This is a genomic window from Segniliparus sp., from assembly GCF_051660745.1.
Taxonomy (GTDB): Bacteria; Actinomycetota; Actinomycetes; order Mycobacteriales; family Mycobacteriaceae; genus Segniliparus.
On the sequence record NZ_JBOFQF010000035.1, the window covers coordinates 142383 to 162619 of the forward strand.

Here is a 20237-nt window from a genome sequence, read left to right on the forward strand (position 1 = left end):
CGACAGGAGAGCACTCATGACGAGCCAGGCAGCGCAGGCCGACGCGGCGGCGCAGCACGACGGGCATCCGTTCGACTACTACCGGCGGGACGGCATGGCGCTGCGGCCCGCGCCGCCGCGAGTCCGGTTCGACGACATCTGGACCCCTGCGCGCCAAAACATCCTGGAGGGCTGGATCGACTTCCAAACGAAGCCAAGGGAGACCGAGCCGGTGCGGAAGGTGATCGACCACATGTGGCAGGGGGACGAGCTGATGGACGCGGTGGTCGAACAGTTCCGCGAGATGGGCATGGCCGAGGGCCGAAAACTCTTGGACCAGGCGCTCGACCACGGGATCGAGTCTGTCCCTGACGCGCCCGCAGAGCTGGTCGCGCTGTTCGAGCCCCTTGACCGCACGCCGGAGTGGCTGGACTGGGAGCTGTGGGAGCGCGGGCGGGTGCTGTGGAACAACGCCTCGCTCGCCGGAGGCCTCGGCATGCTCGTCGGGGACGTGTTCGGCACCTTCGTCGGCGACGACGTCGCGTATGCGGTGGGCGAGACGGGACGACTGGTGCAGGACAATTTGCGCCGGAGCCTGGAGACGGGGGCCTGGTTCCGGGCGGTGACGCTCAAAGGGGCGTTGGAGCGGTTCGCGGAGCCGTTCAAAGACACCGTGCGGGTGCGGCTCATGCACTCGCAGGTGCGCGCAGGGCTGCGGCGGCGCTGGGGCGACGACCCGGACGCGCCCGCGGCGGCGGGCGCGTCCGGCCCGCGCGGCGCGTTCGCGGCGCATGGCGACCCGATCTCCAGCGCGTGGATGATGGTGGCCGCGACGACGTTCGCGTTGCAGCCGCTCTTGGTGGACCACGCGCACGGGCGCACATGCACGTGGGCGGACTTGGACGCGGTGACGATGTATTGGAACTACATCGCGCACGTCTTCGGGGTGGCCGACGACATCATCCCCCGCGACGCCAGGGCGGCGGTCGAAATCATGGACTGGGGCGTCGCGCACGCGGGCGGGCCGTCGCCGTGGACGGACGTGCAGGCGCGCGCCGCCTTCGACCGGCCGGGGGGCTCCGGCCTGATCACGCGGGCCCTGCTCACGCCGATGCTCGGGCTGATGACGTACTACAGCGGCGAACGGTTGACGCGGGCGCTCATCGGCGGCACCCGGATGCGGGACGTGGACCTGCGGCTCTGGACCGCGCTCGGCAAGGCCTTCGTCTGGGGGAACGTCGGGTTCCGGCGGGTCGCCGACGTGCTGCCGGGCGCGGCGCGGCGGGCCGAGGCACGCACGACGGCTCCGGTCTACCGCTCGCACGAGTTCATGGAACGGCTCGCCGCGCGGCGCGGCCTGAGCGGCACGCCGTTCGACCACCACAACACGACGGCGGGCGTCGCACAGGGCGGGGCCATCCCCGCGCCGCCGCCCTTGTCCCGCTGCCCCGTCCCGCATGAGCCGACATCCTGCGCAGGCCGACGCCCCGCACAGGAGCACGCGAGGACCAATCGCGCGGACTTGCGGCCCGAACCCCTCGCCCGAGGAAAGGAAGATTCACGATGAAAAAGAAAATCATGAGCGCAGCGGGCGGTTTGACCGCGAAAATAGTCGGCCCGATCTTGGACGGCGCGGTGAGCCGTTTCATACCGACCGACGGCCCGCTCGACCTGTCGTCGGTCCATGCGGCGATCCGAGCGGACCCCCTTGCGCTGCTGAGCCCGTTAGACCTGTTCATGGATCTGCTGCGTCCGCACTACTTCAAGAACGTCCGGTTCGACGGGCCAAACGGAGATCCGGGCTGGTTCGGGCCGGACAGCGCCGCGTGGTACGTGCACACGCACGCGCCGAGCATCTACTTCGGCCTGCTCAACACCGCGCTCATCGATATCCTGCACCAGGACATCCGGTACGCGGTGTACGACCATTCCAAACTCCCCGGACGGGACGCGGCGGGCAAGGCGCTCCCCGGATACTTCTCGGGGACGGGGTTCTCCGTGCGGGCAGGCCGTTCCTCCGTGTTCTTCTACGGCGTGGTCCTCGCGTCGAGCGACTCCGCGGAAACGCTGTGCAACATCGTCAAAGCCATGCACAGCAAAGTCGAGGGCTTCCGCCCGGACGGGGTCCCCTACGACGCGAAAGACCCGGAATTCTTCCGGTTCACCTATGCGACCGTGGTGGACGGCATCGCCACCGCGCACGCCAAGTACCACCCGAAACCGCTGCGCGGCGCCGCCTTCGACCAGTTCTACCTCGAATACAGCAAGGTCGGCGAGGCGCTCGGCGGGACGAACCTGCCCACGACCAAGGCCGAATGCGACGACATCCTCGAAAACCACCCGCTGTCCCTTGGGATCTCGATCACCACCGACAACGTCGCCTACGCGAGGAATTTCTCCACCGGGGGCAAACGGCTCTTGCCGAACCCCCTGGGCTGGATCATCTTGAACGCGGCCTCGAAACCCGTCCGAAACGTCATGCAGTTCCGCCAGCCCTACGCGCCGACGCTCTTCGTGTACCAGCAGGTGATCAAGATCGTGTGCGCCATCATGGACGGGATCGGCGGCATGCGCGAGATCGAGCAGGCGAAAAAGCGGGTCGGGCGCACGGCCCCGCTCGCCGCGCAGGGCGCGCCGGAGCCCGTCTGCGTGTGAGCGGGGCGGCCCGCCGCCGGGATCAGTCAGCCTGAAAGCGATCGCCCGCGTAGAAGCCTCGCGCGCCGAACCAGAGCAGATCGACGAGGGAGTCCTCGATCTCGCCGCGAGCCGTTTCGGGGTGATCGCGCCACCAGAGGATCAACCGGGTCACGCCGCCGAGCAAGACCTCGGCGAGCCTGGCCACCCTCGGGCTGTAGATGTCGAGCCCCAGCTGGTCGATCTCTTGGCCGATCGGCGCGATCACCGCTGCCAGCATCGAGTCCCAGGCGAACCTGTGCAGCTCGTCGAGCTCGGAGTCGATCGACTGGGCCCCTTCGGCGAACAGGACGTCCCACGCCTCAGGGTGCTCCTCGGCGAAACGGACGAAGAGGCTGATGCCGTGGCGGAACCGGGCTTCGGGGTCGCCGTCGGCGCCGAGCACGGGAGCCATCGCGCGGGTCAGCTTGGTGAGCTGCATGTCGACGACGGCGAGATACAGGTCCTTGCGCGTCGGGAAGTAGTAGTAGAGGACCGAGCGCCGGATGCCGCAGGCCGTGGCGATCTCCACCATGTTGGCCCGGCTGCCGCGCTTGGCGAACACCGATGTGGCGGCCTCAAGGATCAGCTCGGTCCGCACAGCGGCGGGAAAGCGGCGCCTCTCGCCCTTGTTGGACTCTCGTTCGCCGCTCGTCGCCACAGAGACACCATACTGCGGCAAGCCCGCCTGCTCGGCGCTCAGCACGGCCCCGCTATAGCCCCCGCGCGGAAGAGCCGATCAGTCGTCGTCCTCATCGTCGTCGTGACGGTGGCGCCAGTGCCCCCGGCCCCGGTCGCCGTCATCGCCGCCGCACACCTGGACATGGCGGAACGGCCCCGAGACGCAGCCGCGCGCCCCGTCCGATCCGATACAGCCGCGAGCGTGCCCGAATGGTCCGCTGCCGCAAACCTCCACATCCGCGGACGCGGGCTGCGCCTGGACCACTGCGAGCGGCGCCGCCAAACAGGCCGCGACCAGCAGCGCCCGTGTCGGCGCGAGCATCATTTCCTTCATTCGAGCCTCCGAATCCCCGGCCGATGGTTCGACGCCGACAGCACGGCGCCGACTACAAAGTTAGCAAATGAGAATTAAATTGGGAAGAAATCGCCGTGAAAAACGTCAAGTGGGCTGATTGCAGAACCCTTGGCCAGCATGCCGCCCCAACAGGCGCCGCGATCGCCGAGGAGGAAGAACCCACCGCCGGGAGACCAAGTGCCCTCGACAAGATTGAGAAGAAATCGCTGCAAAAAGCGTGAGTGGGCTGTTTGCAGAACCCCTGGACCAGCAGCTACGTGTGGTGGTTTGACTGGTCCTGCCGACGTATCTCGTGAATCCTGCCGACAGTTGCCTGAGGCTAACGAATCAGGGTTGGACTGGGCTGGGGTGTTGGTTGGTCATCTTCGGAGCGGTGCCTTCGAGGGGCGGACGAGGTCGGGATTGTGTCCGAGGGATTTGAGCAGTTCTCGGGCGGCCGCGATTTGCCCAGCTTGTTCGGGGCCTGGTCCAACCACGATCTCATGCAGAAGTGGCACTGTGCCTGTGTCGTTCGCCCCAGGCATGTTGACTGCCATTTCGAGGTACGGGACGAGCAGCCCGGTGCCGCCTGAGCCACGCGCTCTGGTTTTGGCGTTGGTGAAAACATCGTTGGTCGCGAACAGCCGCCACTCCCGCTCTTCCTTGAACGCGCTGTGCTTCACCGAGGAGATGACACGGAGCAGGTCGAGCACGAGATACCTCGCGTCGATGCTGTCTTCTGTTCGGCGGAGGCCGATCAGGGCTTCCCCTTGAATGATCGCACGTATAGCGGAGTCGATCACAGCGGTGGCGTTGTTCTTGCCGTACACGACCTCGCTCAACACTGTGGCGAACGGGCCATGGTTTTCTACCTCAGGAATGGAGTACCGTGATCCATTCGCCAGCGCTTCCCGATTGAAGCCGATGGCGAAGGAACCGTACCCGCGCCACTGGCTCAACAGGTCGCCCTTCCTGCAGAAGCAGGTCGCGAAGCATCTCAGTCCCCAGTCAAACAGATTCTCGGGGTCAAACCACTCGGCAAGCTTCCTGAGAACAATCCGAATATCGGCGTCCATCGATGGTTCTTTGAGCACAGATTTCAATCGTTTGCGGAAGATGTCCGCGCCGAACTTCAACTCCTGGGAGTCGTTCATGTACCGCACGTCAGAGGCCCATAACTTCGCGGGAGGTCTGGAATCAGTCTCAGTGGGCTGTTCCGGACGCAGAATGCCGACCAGCCCAGCGGCGTCGGTGTAGTGGTAGAGCGTTTTCGGCAGATTCGCTGCAGTCACAACGGTAGTCTACGGACATCGATCAACAGGTCAGATGATCATGTCGGCACCTCTCGTTACGGTGTCTGGTGTGGACACCACGGAACTCCACGCGGCTCATGATCATTCAGCGAGGCCAGGGATGATGGCAGTGAGGTCGATGAGTTCGACGTGTCGGGCGGGGCCGTTGGTGAAATCGGCGATGCTGACCTGTTCGGGTGGGCCGAAGGCTTCCTTGAAACGTGCCCTCAGGCTTGGGGCGAGCCTGCCCATCGCCCACCCCGCGGTGGCTTTCGAGCCGCGGAGGTAGTGGGCGGGGCGGGGTCCGACCGTGTAGAGCTGCGCCCGACGATCCGAGGGGTCGAGGGCGAGGTGGACGAGGTCGCCGAAGACGTGCCGTTTCCGCATGGTGTCGGCGCCTTTCCACTGCGCGACCTTGAACTCCGCGACCCTTTTGTCGGTCTCCAAGTCGTAGGGGCGCAGTTTGTCGTTCCCCGCCCCAAGAGAGGGGCGCTTGGTGATCGTCTCGCCCGGTTCGAGAATTCTCGGGAGGACCAGGGCGATCACCGAGGCGTGGACCACGTCGTTCAACCTCCCCACCAGGGCGCGAACGGACAATGCCGCCCCCAACAATTCGGGCGTGAACAACCGCTCCGCGACAATCCCCTCCACAGTCGAAGCCTGCGCGCCTCTCAAGGCCGTCTCCGTCTCCGCGAGATACCCGGTGAGGTCGTTGTCCCGCAAGAACGCCGCCAGCGCCCTGAACGCCCCCTCCGACTCCTCTTCACTCACCACCCACGCAGCATAACCCCACGAGACAGCGCGGAACGAGATGTGTCATCTAGGAATCCCTCCGCGTGTGGCCCCATGCAAAACCCGCTCCGCTCGGAAATCGCCGCCGCGTTGTTGATCATCGCCTTACGGGCAACTCAAGAAGTCGCACCTGGGCCGTTCTTACAGACTGACGAGCCTGCGTGCCTCATCGGTCGGCTGTCGGAGTGCGACGACTCCGTCATCGCCACGAAGCGAAGTCTCGAAGTAGTCTGCTACGAGCGGCAACAGCTCCAGTCTTGCCAGATCCTCGCCCACACTGAATCTCTCCGCTATATCCGCAGAGGTGACAGCGCGATCGTTCTGACCCCATAGCTCGACCGCCGCTCGAAGAACATCCAGTTTCGTGATGCTTGTCATACATTAAGAATACGTGAGGCCATCGAGAAACTAGGCGAGGCGCACCACTTTCCTGTCCTAGCACTGGGAAGTTCAGATGACCGAGCAGCAGTTCCTACGACACGCCCAGTCCTTGTCCGTGAGCGGCAGATGGGTTCGGATATCCTGGGTTCGGCGCAGTAGCAGTGCGCCGCGTCGTCACGTCGGCGCCGCCGTCCAAGGTTCTCTGGCGAGCCTTGGGAAGGCCGAAGCACGCTCACGCGTCACCGTGGAACCATCACCCTTATCGAACGCAGGACGAAGACCTGCCTCCAGAACGCTGGCCAGACAGCACGGAGGTAATTGTCATGGCCCTGACAAACCAGCAGCGAGTCGCCCACGAGTGCGTCTGCGCGACAGGAACTTCCCCCGAGCACGCCCGCAGGCTCGCGGCCACTGGGCTCATCACAAAAACTCAACCCGTCCCCGACGCCGCGACCAGCGCACAACGCAGCTTCGAAGCCTACGCGACACACAGTCTCGCGGAAGCCCTGCACGATAAGCAGGTGGACCGCATCGTGTTCGGGATAATCAGCGCGATCCCCAGACCAGACGGGCTCGACCTAGAAGCGCATCCACCGATGCTCAACAATGTGCTCGCCGCGCTGCTTCCACGCTATCAACCTGAGTACGGGGGCGTGATCGGCGTGCCCGGGCTTCGCCCCCGACACGAGAACGGGGTGCTCGTCCTCTCCCAGCTCGGGACAGGAGCGCTCCTGCGAATCGTCAACAAAAACATCGCGAACCTCGATATCCGCGCCGTGCGCTATCCAGATCGCGAACCGAGAGAAACCCAGGTCTGGCTCAAACAGCCAGACCACCTGCATCCGCGCGAAGAAGACCTCCTGGAGACATGGGCGCTGCCCTCCCTCGGCAACAACCCGGCCGCGCGGAACTATCTGTACAGCAGGCTGTTGCGACGACCTCGCCTGGTGGCGCGAACAGGAACTTGCCGCAATTCCGTCAACTCGTACAACCACGGATTCGAGGACATGGTGCTCGAATACTGCTGCGGGGAAGACGATGAGGATCTGTCCAACCGCTTACGCCGAAGCGGGCTCGACTACATCCCTGAAGAGTCGGGGTGGGAACCGCCCGAAGAGGACACGGGCGCAACCATTCTGCTCGATGAGAGCAAGATCGTGTTGAGGCAGAACTGTCGGCCCGGGCTAGATCACTGCTCATGCCCGAAGAAGATGCGTTACGAGGAGTCCCACGAACGTTTCCTACGCGAACTGCGCGAGGAAGCAGCACGAAAATGAGCGTGGACGTGACGCTCCTCGCCGCCCTTGGAGTCGCAGTCCCCTCAACGCTCTCGGTGCTCCTCAAATTCGCGCGCGACCTCTACGCCCTCCGCACCATGCGCCAGCTCATCGCCGACTGCGACACGGCTCAACGCGCCACCATCAGCACGCAGCTCGTGAAAACCCTCCACGGAGCACCAGGCCGCGAACTCGCCACGGAACTCCTGAAGAAGAGAAACCCCACGACGGAAACCTGACGTGGGACTGATGGTGAGTTTTTAGCGGCTGTTCAGCAGGATAGGTGAAAAACGGGCGAGGAACGTGATCACGGGTTTCACGGAACACGACTGCATGCTTGACCTGCGGAAATACGAAAATAAAACCTGGAAACTGGATTCTGCTGGTCAAGGATAGTTTTGGGACTGCAACAACTGTCAAACGTTAGGTCGAGTTCTGCTCCTACTTGAAGATTTCAGGTGGAGCAGTGGCGACAGCAATGCGCGCGCACGCTTTCGCTTCGCGGGCGGGATGCGGGTTGGGCCGAGCTTATCGACTTGTAGTTTGATTTCCACAGCGCGACGTATCCACGCGGACAGCGACTGGTCGGCGGCATCCGCCGCTTGGCGTGCCTGGTCGAGCGTTCCCTTCGGAAGGCTCTCGGACCACAACGCGCCTTGCTTCGGGACGGGTAGTGCTTGCGTCTTCTGTTCGATGTCGTCCACGAGCTTCTTCATGATTTTCTCAGCGGCCTTCTGCCTGTACGCTCGGCGGCGTTCCTCCGTGCGACCATATTTGAGGCGATGCTTGAGCGAGCGGGGGTCGAGGCTGTCGTACAGTTCCAAGTTGTAGCTCCCACGTAGAAGTGCGTGGACTTTCCTGATCTCGGCGTCCAGCCTTGTGTCGTCCAGCTTCGCTTTGTGGTCTGGAACTGATCTCAGAAACAGGAACGCGCTCTTCGCCAGGTTGACCGGGTGCTCATCGAAACCTGTCGGGCAGAAGCTCATCGCCACCATGCCCTTGTGCAGAAGCTTGAAGGCATTCTTGTCCAATCCCGTGCTTATCTCGTGGAGGAGTTCGATGGCTTTCGGGTAGTCCCGCTTTCCCACGAGCAAGTTCAGTTCTTCGTGATTGGACCTTGCCCAGGCCCGCGACTCTTGGACCGCGTCGAGCAGTTCCTCGCACTTCTCCTGCATGATTTTCCGCGAGGCGGTGTCGTTATCGCGGAGGCGTTTCATGTTGTCGCGAGACTTCGTAAAAGAGTGCGCGAGGAACGCTGCGACGAGGAGCGACAAGATGGTGCCTATGACCGCCCCAGCGTTGTTGGACACCAAGCCGAAAACCCATGCCCCTCCCTCAGCTAACCAATGGAAAATCTGCGCCCCTACTTTGGCTGTCCCATCTACCAGATACGTCCACCAAGCCATTACCGCAGCGTATCCCCCACTCAGGGGAATCAGGAAGGACTAATTGCGGCGTGTCGCCCAGGGCACGGAAGCAAGGACTGGCTGAAAATTCACGATCCTCCGTTCAAGCTCTACACGGAAAACGGAGCGCGGAACATGCGACACCTGCTGAGCTGCGGGAACAGTCGTGGGAATCGAGAGGCGCCGCGGCTCGCGGCCCTGTCCGTGTCAGTGCCCTGTCCGATACTGGGCCCATGACGATTCCCGCCCCTGTCGTGAATGAGATCAAAACGTTGATGAGCAGCGCGAACTCCCTGTTCATCCAAGGCGTCTTGGCGCTGTACGGGTGGGTTTGGTTCTTCGCGCCGAAGGAGCACTGGCGAACCGACACGGAGGGCCCGGTCACCTGGGGGATCAGGTTGCTCGCCAAACTGGACCTGCGCCCGCCAGTGTGGGCGACCCGGCTTCTGCTGGAGCACCATCCATGGGCGTGGGTGGTCGCCGCTGGGGCGTTCGCGGCGTTGCTGTGGGGGCGCTCATGGCTGTGGCCGTCGTTGCTGCTCCTCGGAATCGAGTGGTACGGCTTCCACCAGATGGCCCAAAGCTATTTGGTGGTCGCACTGGGCGTCGGATGGTTCTTCGCGCTCTTCGCGTGGGGGTTGGAACGGCTGCCAGATCCGCGAGGGGTGAAACCTTCGGGCGACCTCTTCGCGTCAGCGATCATCACGGCGGTCTACCCGGTGATGTTCCTACCCATGCTTGTCGTCGGCGTTATTGACCATTTCATTCTCATTGACACGAGTGGAGCGGGCGCGAGGGACAAGTGCGTCGAGGTCGCGAGGAGCTTGCGGGGCAAACCTGTGGACGAGATGACCGCGCTCGACCTGGCGCACGCGCTATGGCTCGCGCGGAACAGCGACTTCCACCCGCACATCCCGCCGAAACCCGCGGGGAAGCCGCCTGGTTTTGGACTTCCCATAAGGAACCCTGCTGTGGAGCGGAGGTTGGCGGAAGCGTTGCGGCCCCGCACGAAGGAAGAGCTGGACGAGGCGGCGCGTGTGAGGGAGCGTCGTGAGAAGAACCGGTCCATGATGCGCCATATACCACTTTCGAAAAATGAGCCTCCCAGCACGGACAGCTCTACGGAGGAGAAGTCCCCCGACGCGTAGCCGAACCACGTCGTCGTGCCGATAACGGCCGCGCGGCCTTAGAGTCGTCGTCATGGACGATCACGAGGTCACACCGAGAGGAGACGGTTGACGTGCCGATGCTGCAGGCCCGTGTGCCTATAGGCCCAGAACCCGAATGGAAGATCGTCAACTGGAAGCAGATCCCCAGCGAACGGCACACATGGCCGAAGTTCCTTCGCTGCCTGCACTGCTCTTGCTTCGTGAGAGTCGCCCGCCCGTCTGAGAAGTCTGGGGCTCGCGGCTACTTCGCAAGAGCCGACTCGAACAGAGAAGACCCGAATAGGCAAACTGAGCACTCCCATGACTGCAGGTTCAACGCCGAGATCCGACTGGCGAAGATCGCACGACGTGCAGGTGGCCTGCTCACCAGATCGGGCAACCGGGTCTACCTGATGTCGCTGGACGACAGCCACCACGCCAAAGGCTCCCGCGATTCCCATCGCGGCAGCGGGCAGACCCAAGAACAGTGGAGACTGTTCCTCCGCACAGCGGCGGACATCGCGAAACTCAAATCCGACCTCGAAGACGCGCCAGGAGAATGGGAGGGCGAATTCTACCTGCGGCACAAAGGACAGGACATCGAGTTCGGCGAATTCTACTTCGAAACCGACCAGATCAAGAAGTTCGCGCAAAAGCTAGGCGAAAAGCCAGAGAAGAAATGGCCGCATCCCGTCGCTCTGGAGCTTCGCCCTGAAGATAAACCGTTCGCGATCAAACCACAGGGTGTCAAGCACAAGCTGGGACTTACGATCTCCGTGCCGCGAAAAGACGACGGCCAGCACGGCTTGGACGTCTCGGTCTGGGCCAGAACCCATACGATCTTCGCCGACCTCCACGACTCACACGACCCGATACTCGTCTACTCGGGCGATGTCACCCTGAACTCGACAACAGAAAAACGTTGGTCATTCATCAATATGAACATCAAACACCAGCACCAGTGGACACGCCTCTGACCGCCCTCAGAGGTCAGTGCCAGATTCTGTCTGTCACAGACTTTTCGCGTTCAGAATGGCGGCGGATCATGCCCATGCTGCGCCGATGATTTTGATGTTGCCCGGGATCTCGGACTCGTGGACTCGTTCAATGGTGACGCGGGACTCCAGATCCTCGTCCCATTCTCCTTCTTCGTCCTCGTCGTAGTCTTCATTGATGCCGATGTTCTCTGGCAGGATGGCTTCCACGGCGTTCTCGAACTCGCTGGTGGTGTACTCGGACACCTGGGCATGAGCGATCATTCTATTGTTGTCGGCACGTATGCACCACACATGTTGTTCGGCTCGGTCTTTCAACGTGGCGAGGAACTCTTCCGCGCATCGCGATATCTCGTCAGTCGGGAAATACGGCTTGAGCAAACGCAGCACCCTGTACGCGTAATCCGCCTGTTCAGGAGTTGCGCGCACGGACTGCTCGCGCACCCCTCCGCCGCCTCCCGTCAATTCCGCCGACAGAAGCAGCGTGTCGCCGCGCCCTGGGTCGTAGGAGCCGACGCCGAGTCCTTCGATATGCACGGTCACGGCGTGCTCCCCGTAATGGAAGACGACACGAGCCTCCCTCGCCCCTTCAGTCCGCAGTCCAGCGCCCAACAAAACCATAGTCGAACCAGTCACCAAACCCAGTCGGTCAACCTTATCGACAACCGCCGTCACGGACATATCGTTCTCTCCTCAATGCTGTAACATCGGGAATCTGGTATTCGACATCAAAGAAACATGTCGCCCCTCTCGCGGGCTGACAAATTTTGTTCGTGAATATCCGATTTCCACATGACGAGCGTACCGGACTGTTGTCGCGAACCCGTGGGGCAAGCACACGATGCTCCCAGCGGTAATTTCCCGCTTGTGTTTCAATCTGGGCGAATTTCCGAACCCATGATACAAACAGCGCGGAATAACGATCTCTTCAAAAAAACGGGCGTTCAAGTAGAAAATTGGTTTCAGACCCGTCACGCGAGGGTGATAGCTGCTCCGTCATGGAATAGCGGAGCAGGAACCGATAACATCGAACGCGCCCAATTGCTCAAATGGTTCAACCCGCGACGGACCTCGGGTGCCACAGCATTTGAACCGTGCGGATCATTTTCTAGGGCGCTTGCGGAATCTGCCTCTGGGGCGCAGACGGGTGCGAAAACGTCCTGACGGTGGACCCCAGTTGTCATTCCATTCCCAGTTCTCCCCCATTTCCCAGTAGAGGAGGTCTTCCACGGGCAATACCCCTGTGCCTGCTTCTTTCGGAGTGAGGGTTTCCTCGGGCGTTTCTCCGTCAAGGGCGAACAAGGCTCCGACCACGGGGTCGTACTGGAAAGCCTTCGCGCCTTTCTTCCGTACTTCTACTTCTACCTCTGCCTCTTCGCCTGGTTTTTCGAGCGCCACCCAGTCTGTCAGCTTGTGCTTCTTCTCAAGCTTCCGCAATGCCTGCACCGCTGGGATCAGGAGGTGTCGGACGGCGGCGGGCTGATGCCACAAGTCGGCGCTAACCACCGAGCCGACGATCTGGACGAGCAAGATGAAATCGTCTTGCTGCATGTTGAGCGAGTAGGCTTTCGTCGCGACGGGTTTGAGGTGTTCTGCGGCCACTTTCACTGCCTCTGCGACGACGACTTCGGTTATCTCAGAAGGTTTCGGTTCGTCGGAAGGATCGCTCTCCTTAGGGACGATGTCCTGCCGAGGGTAGCATCGTTTGCTAAAAAGTTTTTGGTCCTCAGTCTGGGTCGGGTCTTCGGCGTTGATCGCGGTGATGATTGCCTGGTCTACTTCCACGGCGTTGGCTTTGGTCGAGAACGGTTTCAACGGGATGCGACTGGCGGATTCGGATAGAGCCGCGAGGATCGCGGACCAGAAATAGGCGCTTTGGTCGTTCCTCTGAAGAGGTTCCTTGGTGTTAGGGTCGATGGCTTTCGCTTTGGGGTCGATGACTTTATCGATGTCTTCGACATATTTTTTATAGTCTTCTTGAAGAGTAAGAAGTTTTGCGACTTCCATCCACGACACTTTCGCCTGGTCGGGAAGACGGTAGACGATCGCGAGGGCATCTCGCAGCGTGACGTCCACGACCCGCTTTTCGCGCTGACTGCGCCACTTAGCCCTCCGTTTTGGTTTCACGGACAGGAGATCGCCTGGGTCTTCCCATACACCGCGACCCCCGCGGATCTCTTTCTTCCCAGGGATCGCGTTCTCGCTCAGGGAGGTGAACCTCGCCCCGAAGACGTTGTTCAGCAGCCATTGAAACTTCCTCGATCCGACCGCCTTGCCATGGATGTCTTTGCGGCTGATCGCCACGCGCAGCACGTTCGACTGATGCGCCACCCCACGGCACTCGCATGTGCAATCGTCAGGGTTCTGCGCTTCCTCACAACTGATCGAACTGTGTCCACTGACGGAACCAGTCGAGCTGCGCTTCGTGGGCTTCGGAGCGGAACTGGGCTTGGACGATGCGGTCATGCGTCTCATCATGTGACGCCCGCCCCACTTCTCCTACTCGACACGCCGTGGGGGCGGCTGGATTTCCAGGTTGAGCGGTACCGCGCGTGATGGGCGGTAGATTCTGCCGCATGGCTGATGATGAGATGACGAAGTTGACGGTGAAGTTGCCGACCGTGTTGGCTCGGCAGATGAAGGTGCATGCGATCCAGTCGGATCAGAGCATTCAGGACTGGCTCGCGGAGGCTGTGGAGCGGCACCTCTCGGAGTCCGTCACCGCGTGATTCTGGACCTGTTCAGCGGTGTGGGCGGGTGGTTGTGCGCCCTCCCTCCAGCGAGCCCCCATCTCGGGATAGAGCTGGACCAGCAAGCTGCCGAAACGTCGAAAGCGGCAGGCCACAACGTCATAGAGGCGGACGTGACTGGTCTGGACCCCGCTGACTTCCCCGATGTCACTGGTCTTGTGGCGTCACCTCCTTGCACGACGTTCAGCATCGCGGGTTCTGGTGCTGGGCGAATGGCCCTCGAACAGGTGCTGTCCGCCGTAAGAGGGAACACCCCGGCACTCGACAAACAAAGCACGAGGTTGACGGTGGAGCCCCTCCGCTGGATCAGGACCATCCGTCCCGAATGGATCGCCCTGGAGCAGGTGCCCACGGTTCTGCCAGTCTGGAAGGCGTACGCGGAACGCCTCCGCGGTTGGGGGTACTCCGTCGAGACCAGCGTGCTCGACGCGTCCGCTCATGGCGTTCCTCAGTCTCGTCGCCGTGCCGTTCTCGTCGCCTCCCGTCTCGGAGCAGTTCGACTCCCAGAACCAGGACCGACAACCCCGATGAGCAGCGTCTTCCCGTACTCGGACGGAAGGACGCAGCGGAGCAATTATTCGGGGAGCGCGCCCGATGGGGCACGCACCGCCCAAGAACGAGGCCGAACGATACGCGGGCTGTCTCAACCGAGCGTCACCGTCACCAGAAGATCACCGCACTGGCAATTCGAAAACGGCACGCTCATCCCCTTCACCGTCGAAGAATGCGGCGTTCTCCAAGGATTCCCGCCCGACTATCCCTGGTCGGGAGGGGCGAACGCGCAGAGACTACAAATCGGGAACGCCATCCCACCACCCTTGGCACAAGCATTGATCACCGCGGCCACGAGTCCGATCGGGCGAATCCCCCGACCACCAGAAACCAGGGTCGGAATCGAACTCCCCAAACCACTGGTCAAGAAACTCAGAATCGCCGCAGCCCACCAGGGACTCTCCGCATCAGCACTCGCGGCCGAGATCATCGAGAAGGCGGTAGCCCGATGAACAGGCCAGACCCGCAGGCAGTGTTTGACGCCTTACGGCGTCGAGCTGAGACACAGGCGATCATCGCCAGAACGGAAGCGAAGGCGAAACGTGGCGCGGAACTGGGGCCATGGTCATTGAACGTCAGGCGCGATCTGGTCGCCCCCCAGAGCAGCCTCGCGCTCGATGACGCTGGCTTCATGAGCGACTACGCGGGCGACATGGTGAGCGGCACGGCGGTCTTCCCCATCATGAGCGCAGTGGACGGGCTCACCGCGATCAACGAGCTGATCAAAGGGCGAGAGATCTCTCGCGAGAGTCACGCAGGGTCGCTGCTGACACTAAGCCGCATGGCGACCGAATCCGCAGCGACGACCATATGGCTGCTCTCCAGCACAGACAGGGCTATGAGACGCGGGCTCAGCGTGCGATTCACCGCGTCAGAGCTCAAAGAACAGAGGAAGTACCACAGCTCGATTCGGAAGATGTTCAAACAAGGACCAGGGAAAAACCAACCCGTCGAATACCAGAAGTTCCTGGAGCATGTTCGGTTGTTCGATGAGCGCGTGGAGATGCTGAAGAGGGGCGAGAACCAGACTCCGAAAGCTAAAGTGCCGAACAACACCAGCATCGTCGAGGCGGCTGCGAAATGGGTGGACGAACACCCACCCCCACACGACACAAACGGATCATTCGGACGCGAAGGGTACGGGTTCGAAGACGCGGCCACGTCGTTCTACACCATAAGCTCGGCGATTGTCCACGGACTCAAATGGCCATTGGACTACATACCCAACGGCGAAGTCGATTTGTCTCGCATGATTATGGAGGGCGTTGGGATCGCCGTGTCGATGGCCGAATGCGCGGTGGCGTTGTTCGAAGCGCAAGCGCAAAACTGGAACACCGAGACGAAAAGGCAGATCCTCTATCCGACGTCTCTCCAGCAAACAGTTGAAGAGTGGGCGCGACACTACCCCGCCGATCCCCCTGAAGCCTGAGCCTCCGCATCACCGCGGCGGAACAGAGGTTATCCGCCTCCGCGCTAGCGACCGAGATCATCCAACACGCCGTGCGACAACCAGCTGGGGCGCGCTGAGCCCAGGTCGGAGAAGCGCGGCTACCCGCAGCCCACGTAGATATATATCCGCGTGTCCGGGCGTGGAGTCTTCTGGATGACGACGAGACGGGAGTAGGGAGTGGAGGCCCGCTCTTGGATAACGTGCTGGAAGTCTTCGGGGCTGCTGGCCTTGATCCCCTCAGACAAAGCCTTGTCCTTCAAAAAGGAATTGCTCCATACTGCTGGCGGGCCTGGGGTGGGCTCGGGGAGGTCGGAGAGCTTCTCGAAGGCTTCCGTGTCGGCGTTGGGCACGTCCACGACCAATCTGACCGAGAATTCCACGCCGCCCACTTTGTCGTTATATTCCGTGAAGACCACAGAGGGCCGCGACTTGAAATGGATGTTGCCGCAGGACGCGGCGTCTCCGAGAGCGTCGTCAGTCTTGTCCGAGCTATGTCCGCAGCCGCCCAGGAACAAGACTGCTCCGAACAAAGCGGCGAGTCCCCTCGCGGACAGCGCTGTGGTGAACTGAGGCATCAGCAAACTCCCTGCTTCGTCTGGATGGGCGAGGCGCCCCTGGTTGTGAAGCTGCGCGCGAACCCGGACTCCTCAAGGAACCTCATCTTGATGTCCATCGCCTCACTGAGGTACCCCTGCCCTTTGGCGGTGCCGTGGAAATAGTACTGGTCGTACACGTATACGACGTACTGTGCCTCGTAGCTCATCGGCTGACCGCCTCTCGGCTTGTGGACGACGACTTCGCCGCTGACGCCCATGTAGAAGCCGCCGAGGGCGTTGCCGAGATTCCCGCCCGCTATTCCGTCGATGATCTTCCTGGTCGGTATCCAGTCGGTTTTGTAGCTGTTCGAATACTCGAACTCGCGGGGGTTGTCCAAGCACCGCTCCCTTGCGGAGCGCACGATCTCTTGGACCCCGACGTCCACCACGTTCTGCCCGTCGTAAGGGTAGTACTTCAGGTTTGGATCGTCGACTCCGACCTTCGGGGAGGCGTTGAGGACCATGCTCATCTCGTCCGAGGTCATCTGGTAGCTCTGCCCGTCGTACCTGTTCATCATGTAGAAGTCCAGCAGATGGTTGGCGAACGTCCACCCCAGACTGGCCCACGCCAACCTGATGGCGGCGACGTCCGCCGCGTGGGTGTAGCCGCGAACCTGCTCCTCGAAGCCGTCGAGCGAGTTGAACACAGGCCGGTCTGGGGACCAGGGGTTGTCAGGAGGCGGGTCAAACGGCAAGATCGTGCTCCCACCACTTGTTGCCCCCGTACCCGTAGCCCGTACGGCCACGCGCCTGAACGGAAGAGACGGTCATCGCCTCGCCAGTGCCAGGGACCGCTTGGGCAGACTCGCTCTGCAGCGCGTCCCTCATGCTCTGCACAGTCGAGAGGATGTCCTCATGGCGGGAGGCCGCGGCGGCGTGGACAGCTTGGAGGTCGCCGCGTATCTCGGCTCTGATGCTCTCGCTCATCTGGCGGTCGAGGATCGTGCCCCACAGCCCGAGCGGCAGGGTGAACTTTTCGAAGGTGGCTGGGCGCATCAGGTCGTTCACCAAGGCGAACGCCTGGTTGCGGGCGTGCTGCTCGACCTGTAGCCCGCCCTGTCGGAGCACAGCGGCGACACCGGTCATGTGGCTGCCTCGTTCGTCCGCGGAGTCGCGGCGCGTGTTCGAAGCCGCCGTGAACGCCTGCGAGGCGGTCCCCGACCAGTGGTTCTCGGTGAGCCATTTCGAACCGTTGCCGAGGTTGCTCGCCAACGCTGTGTCGTTCGAGCCGAGGATCCCGACGTGCTGCGCGAGGGGCTGCAAGGCGCCCCAGTCGCAATCGACAGGTTCGAGATGGTCCGCTATGGGTCTGATCCCCGCCGCGTTCCGAAGACCTTCCTCGAACGGGGCGAGGGCCTCGATGGCCCACCGCACGACCTGCCGCGTGCTGGCGTCTGCGGGAGCGACCCCTGGCACGTCGACCTGCTGCGCCCCGCCCCATGGCGTGTGGTCGAGTTCGGCAGCAGCGGCGGCGCTGTTCAACCCAAAAAATATTAAGCGCGGCGGCGCTCTTCCCATCCCGCCCGTGATACAACCGCCCAGCCTCCGACAACCCGCCCGAGAGCTTGTACAACCCCTCCCTGTCTTGCTGATGAGCGTCAGTGACTCTGTCACGGAAGCCCCCGAGCGGCGCGACCAAATCGGCGAGCAGACCAGTCGCGCCCGACGGCAATTCGACCGACCCCATGGTCTTGTTCGCCAAATCCCAGAACTGGTCCGTGAAATCCCCGACACTGGTCCCGAACCCCGCGACATGCCCAGGCGAAACCGCCAAACGCGCAGCGGGTTCCACCAGGTCACAGCCTTTCCACACGAGAGGTTGGATATTTCAGAAATAGTAACATCCGCGGCGGAGACCGCATCAACATTGATCAGGAAAACCGCTGGTCGAAGCTGTCACCCGCAGCGCGTTCAGTCCGAACCCTCTCCGTCTTGTCCGAGACCTTCTTCCAGGGTGGATTTGACTGCCCCGCTCAGGTAGGCCCATGAGCCTTGGTTGTCCTCTTCGTCGCGGCTCGTTGTTTCTTCTTCTTGGCGGTCTGCTTGGTCTGCGGCCTTCCTGATTCGTTCGGCGAGGGCGTGTTCGCCTTGGTCGGCGAGGCAGAATGCGGTGTAGCAGGCTTCGCCTGGGGTGATGGGGTCCGCGCCGTGGATGATGACGTATCCGTTCACGGCTCGAACCTCCCCCTGGTCCTCCGTCGTGTCGGGGAGGCGTTCGATCTTCTTGATGACAGAACTCTGCCGCCAGTGGTATTTCGTGGGGTCCGATGGGTCGTCGAAGAACACCAGGCTCGTTTCTCCGACGCGCGGGTGCCTGCCGATCCTGGTGATGGGGTGCGCCTCGCCGTCCAACCCGAACTTGCCCGCCAGGGACTGCTCACCTGGCAACCTGGTGTACAGCATGCGGTCGAGATCCCAAAGGTGCTGACTGCCTTGTGTCGTGACGAGCCACCGCCCGGTCATCCCAGGGGTCAGTTCTTCCACGGTCTCGTTCTTCGTCATTCTGGGTTCCTCCATTCGAACAGCTCCCTGAGCTCTTGGATGATCTGCGGGCGGGCGAGGTTCCCGTCAGTAGCTCCGAGAACGAGGCCCGCGGCTTTCTCGGGGTCGAAGTCGTCGCGCAACACATGGTTGTTCAGATCGAGGAACAGGCATGTCGCGGTCCACGCGGTGATCTTGTTCCCGAAGGCGAAGGGCTCCGTGAACGCTATGAAGAAGAGGAGCGCCGCCGCCCGCTCGAACAAGTCCATGCCGTAGATAGCGGCGTGTTCGAACAGGGCCGTGCTCAACGCGCCCGAGTCCCGCACCGTCAAATGCCAGCGGCATGCGACCCGACCCGCCCAAAACACGTCGTCCTCCGTGAGGAACCGCATCACAACCCCTCCTCCACGGCGCTGTCGCCAGCGTTCAGGAGGAGGCCGTAGACGGCCAGCCGTGAGCGGTCCACGATCCTGCTGGTCGCTTCGGCCGCGGCGAGACGGTCCTCCACAGCCCGCGTCACAGCTCCCGAGAGGAAAGACTCTGCGGAGGAGTGCTCGCTCGACTCCACCGCAGCGCGAAGCTTCGCGTGCTCCTCCTCGGTCAATTCGATCTTGAACACAGCCATCAGTCGTTCTCTTCCTTCTCGCACTGGTCGCAGCGTGTCCGTAGCGGTCCCCGCTCTTTCCGAAGCCGCCCCGCGGCGCCGCATTCTTCGCACGTCGCCGCTGATTTCCGCCGTGCCGCGTGGACGAGCTCGCGAGCCTGGTCGAGAACCCCCGAGGGGATAGTTTTGATGTCGGGGCGGGCGCGCAGCTCACCGAACTTCTCCTCGATCCCACGCCATCGAAGATCGGGGGCTATCTCCCGCATCTTCTGATCGAGCTCCAGAAGGATGTGGAGCCAGCCCGGTCCGACGCTCGCGCAGTTCCCCCAATACGGATGCCTGAAATCGATCTTGCTCATGGCTTGCTCTCCGAATCGCATGTGTCGCAGAGGGTTCGGCCCCAGGCGTGCTCTTTCCGCATCCTGCCCGGTTCCCCGCATTTCTCGCAGGTCTTCCAGGCTTGCTCCTCCGCGGCGTCGGTCAGTTGGTGCGCGCGCTCACGAACCTCATCGGGTGTGTCCTCGCCGAAAAACAGGTAGGCGCGCAAGCCTCCGAATTTCTCCTTGATCTGCGACCATCGGAACCCTGGAGCCTCCTCGCGGAGCTTCTTGTCGAGTTCCAGGACGATGCCGTGCCATCCTGGTCCGACATCGCTGTACGAACCCCAATACGGGTCGGTGAAATCAATCTCAGTCATCGGACGTTCTCCTTCCGTTGTTGGAACGCGGCGTCGAGGGCGGCTTGTCGGATGAAATCCACTGGCTCAACGCCGTCGTGCTGAGCGGCTTCCCTGATCCAATCGAGTTCGTGATCACTGAGCATGAGCACGAACGGGTTCGTTCTCGG

26 protein-coding genes are annotated in these 20237 nt (G+C 62.2%); 10 read left to right on the plus strand and 16 right to left on the minus strand.

Annotated elements, in window-relative coordinates:
• Nucleotides 1-16 precede the first annotated feature (16 nt).
• Complete coding sequence (locus ACRC20_RS12220; protein WP_438686647.1) at nucleotides 17-1546, plus strand: oxygenase MpaB family protein; 1530 nt, start codon at nucleotides 17-19, stop codon at nucleotides 1544-1546.
• Nucleotides 1543-2634: an oxygenase MpaB family protein gene (locus ACRC20_RS12225; protein WP_438686648.1), complete on the plus strand. Its 1092-nt coding sequence runs from the start codon at nucleotides 1543-1545 to the stop codon at nucleotides 2632-2634. The genes ACRC20_RS12220 and ACRC20_RS12225 overlap by 4 nt, the downstream gene beginning before the upstream one ends.
• Before the next feature lie 22 nt (nucleotides 2635-2656).
• Here ACRC20_RS12225 and ACRC20_RS12230 read toward each other — a convergent pair whose 3' ends face one another.
• Both ACRC20_RS12230 and ACRC20_RS12235 read right to left on the minus strand, forming a co-directional pair.
• A complete protein-coding gene (locus tag ACRC20_RS12230) occupies nucleotides 2657-3313 on the minus strand; it encodes a TetR/AcrR family transcriptional regulator (protein WP_438686649.1) in 657 nt (218 codons plus the stop codon).
• Nucleotides 3314-3391: 78 nt separating this feature from the next.
• The gene (locus ACRC20_RS12235) at nucleotides 3392-3667 is read right to left on the minus strand and encodes a hypothetical protein (RefSeq protein ID WP_438686650.1); all 276 of its coding nucleotides are present in this window, start codon (nucleotides 3665-3667) and stop codon (nucleotides 3392-3394) included.
• 95 nt (nucleotides 3668-3762) lie between these two features.
• Here ACRC20_RS12235 and ACRC20_RS12240 point away from each other — a divergent pair, with 95 nt between their 5' ends.
• Nucleotides 3763-3909, plus strand: coding sequence for a hypothetical protein (locus ACRC20_RS12240; protein ID WP_438686651.1), 147 nt, complete (start codon nucleotides 3763-3765; stop codon nucleotides 3907-3909).
• 138 nt (nucleotides 3910-4047) lie between these two features.
• Here ACRC20_RS12240 and ACRC20_RS12245 read toward each other — a convergent pair whose 3' ends face one another.
• From ACRC20_RS12245 to ACRC20_RS12255, 3 genes are all read right to left on the minus strand, one after another.
• The gene (locus ACRC20_RS12245; RefSeq protein ID WP_438686652.1) at nucleotides 4048-4959 is read right to left on the minus strand and encodes a DUF2971 domain-containing protein; all 912 of its coding nucleotides are present in this window, start codon (nucleotides 4957-4959) and stop codon (nucleotides 4048-4050) included.
• Nucleotides 4960-5061: 102 nt separating this feature from the next.
• A complete protein-coding gene (locus ACRC20_RS12250) occupies nucleotides 5062-5733 on the minus strand; it encodes a hypothetical protein (RefSeq protein WP_438686653.1) in 672 nt (223 codons plus the stop codon).
• Nucleotides 5734-5892: 159 nt separating this feature from the next.
• Nucleotides 5893-6129 (minus strand): hypothetical protein, encoded by a 237-nt coding sequence (locus ACRC20_RS12255; protein ID WP_438686654.1) that lies wholly within the window; start codon nucleotides 6127-6129, stop codon nucleotides 5893-5895.
• 326 nt (nucleotides 6130-6455) lie between these two features.
• Here ACRC20_RS12255 and ACRC20_RS12260 point away from each other — a divergent pair, with 326 nt between their 5' ends.
• Both ACRC20_RS12260 and ACRC20_RS12265 read left to right on the plus strand, forming a co-directional pair.
• Complete coding sequence (locus tag ACRC20_RS12260; RefSeq protein ID WP_438686655.1) at nucleotides 6456-7409, plus strand: hypothetical protein; 954 nt, start codon at nucleotides 6456-6458, stop codon at nucleotides 7407-7409.
• Nucleotides 7406-7648, plus strand: a complete 243-nt coding sequence (locus tag ACRC20_RS12265) for a hypothetical protein (RefSeq protein ID WP_438686656.1) — start codon at nucleotides 7406-7408, stop codon at nucleotides 7646-7648. The genes ACRC20_RS12260 and ACRC20_RS12265 overlap by 4 nt, the downstream gene beginning before the upstream one ends.
• Before the next feature lie 177 nt (nucleotides 7649-7825).
• On the opposite strand, the gene ACRC20_RS12270 is transcribed toward ACRC20_RS12265, so the two are convergent.
• The gene (locus tag ACRC20_RS12270; protein WP_438686657.1) at nucleotides 7826-8815 is read right to left on the minus strand and encodes a hypothetical protein; all 990 of its coding nucleotides are present in this window, start codon (nucleotides 8813-8815) and stop codon (nucleotides 7826-7828) included.
• Between the two features lie 233 nt (nucleotides 8816-9048).
• Here ACRC20_RS12270 and ACRC20_RS12275 point away from each other — a divergent pair, with 233 nt between their 5' ends.
• Nucleotides 9049-9963, plus strand: coding sequence for a hypothetical protein (locus ACRC20_RS12275; RefSeq protein WP_438686658.1), 915 nt, complete (start codon nucleotides 9049-9051; stop codon nucleotides 9961-9963).
• Between the two features lie 92 nt (nucleotides 9964-10055).
• Entirely contained in the window at nucleotides 10056-10940 is an 885-nt protein-coding gene (locus ACRC20_RS12280) for a hypothetical protein (protein ID WP_438686659.1), read from the plus strand.
• Nucleotides 10941-11006: 66 nt separating this feature from the next.
• Here ACRC20_RS12280 and ACRC20_RS12285 read toward each other — a convergent pair whose 3' ends face one another.
• Nucleotides 11007-11501 carry a hypothetical protein gene (locus ACRC20_RS12285; protein ID WP_438686660.1) on the minus strand — a complete coding sequence of 165 codons (495 nt, stop codon included), beginning with the start codon at nucleotides 11499-11501 and terminating at the stop codon, nucleotides 11007-11009.
• A gap of 558 nt (nucleotides 11502-12059) precedes the next feature.
• Complete coding sequence (locus ACRC20_RS12290; protein WP_438686661.1) at nucleotides 12060-13424, minus strand: hypothetical protein; 1365 nt, start codon at nucleotides 13422-13424, stop codon at nucleotides 12060-12062.
• A 110-nt stretch (nucleotides 13425-13534) separates the two neighbouring features.
• On the opposite strand from ACRC20_RS12290, the gene ACRC20_RS12295 reads away from it, so the two are divergent.
• The 3 genes from ACRC20_RS12295 to ACRC20_RS12305 are packed head-to-tail and all read left to right on the plus strand — an operon-like array spanning nucleotide 13535 to nucleotide 15689.
• Complete coding sequence (locus ACRC20_RS12295) at nucleotides 13535-13687, plus strand: hypothetical protein (RefSeq protein ID WP_438686662.1); 153 nt, start codon at nucleotides 13535-13537, stop codon at nucleotides 13685-13687.
• A complete protein-coding gene (locus ACRC20_RS12300; RefSeq protein WP_438686663.1) occupies nucleotides 13684-14712 on the plus strand; it encodes a DNA cytosine methyltransferase in 1029 nt (342 codons plus the stop codon). The genes ACRC20_RS12295 and ACRC20_RS12300 overlap by 4 nt, the downstream gene beginning before the upstream one ends.
• Complete coding sequence (locus ACRC20_RS12305; RefSeq protein WP_438686664.1) at nucleotides 14709-15689, plus strand: hypothetical protein; 981 nt, start codon at nucleotides 14709-14711, stop codon at nucleotides 15687-15689. Before ACRC20_RS12300 ends, ACRC20_RS12305 begins: the two co-directional genes overlap by 4 nt.
• A gap of 119 nt (nucleotides 15690-15808) precedes the next feature.
• On the opposite strand, the gene ACRC20_RS12310 is transcribed toward ACRC20_RS12305, so the two are convergent.
• The 8 genes from ACRC20_RS12310 to ACRC20_RS12345 all read right to left on the minus strand — a co-directional run bounded on the left by ACRC20_RS12310 (nucleotide 15809) and on the right by ACRC20_RS12345 (nucleotide 20088).
• Entirely contained in the window at nucleotides 15809-16285 is a 477-nt protein-coding gene (locus ACRC20_RS12310; RefSeq protein ID WP_438686665.1) for a hypothetical protein, read from the minus strand.
• Nucleotides 16285-17001, minus strand: a complete 717-nt coding sequence (locus ACRC20_RS12315) for a hypothetical protein (RefSeq protein ID WP_438686666.1) — start codon at nucleotides 16999-17001, stop codon at nucleotides 16285-16287. The genes ACRC20_RS12310 and ACRC20_RS12315 overlap by 1 nt, the downstream gene beginning before the upstream one ends.
• Complete coding sequence (locus ACRC20_RS12320) at nucleotides 16991-17788, minus strand: hypothetical protein (RefSeq protein ID WP_438686667.1); 798 nt, start codon at nucleotides 17786-17788, stop codon at nucleotides 16991-16993. The genes ACRC20_RS12315 and ACRC20_RS12320 overlap by 11 nt, the downstream gene beginning before the upstream one ends.
• Before the next feature lie 429 nt (nucleotides 17789-18217).
• Complete coding sequence (locus ACRC20_RS12325) at nucleotides 18218-18808, minus strand: hypothetical protein (protein WP_438686668.1); 591 nt, start codon at nucleotides 18806-18808, stop codon at nucleotides 18218-18220.
• Complete coding sequence (locus tag ACRC20_RS12330) at nucleotides 18805-19179, minus strand: Fic family protein (RefSeq protein WP_438686669.1); 375 nt, start codon at nucleotides 19177-19179, stop codon at nucleotides 18805-18807. Before ACRC20_RS12330 ends, ACRC20_RS12325 begins: the two co-directional genes overlap by 4 nt.
• Entirely contained in the window at nucleotides 19179-19412 is a 234-nt protein-coding gene (locus tag ACRC20_RS12335) for a hypothetical protein (RefSeq protein ID WP_438686670.1), read from the minus strand. The genes ACRC20_RS12330 and ACRC20_RS12335 overlap by 1 nt, the downstream gene beginning before the upstream one ends.
• Nucleotides 19412-19750 (minus strand): hypothetical protein, encoded by a 339-nt coding sequence (locus ACRC20_RS12340; protein WP_438686671.1) that lies wholly within the window; start codon nucleotides 19748-19750, stop codon nucleotides 19412-19414. Before ACRC20_RS12340 ends, ACRC20_RS12335 begins: the two co-directional genes overlap by 1 nt.
• Nucleotides 19747-20088: a hypothetical protein gene (locus tag ACRC20_RS12345; protein ID WP_438686672.1), complete on the minus strand. Its 342-nt coding sequence runs from the start codon at nucleotides 20086-20088 to the stop codon at nucleotides 19747-19749. Before ACRC20_RS12345 ends, ACRC20_RS12340 begins: the two co-directional genes overlap by 4 nt.
• Between the last annotated feature and the right edge of the window lie 149 nt (nucleotides 20089-20237).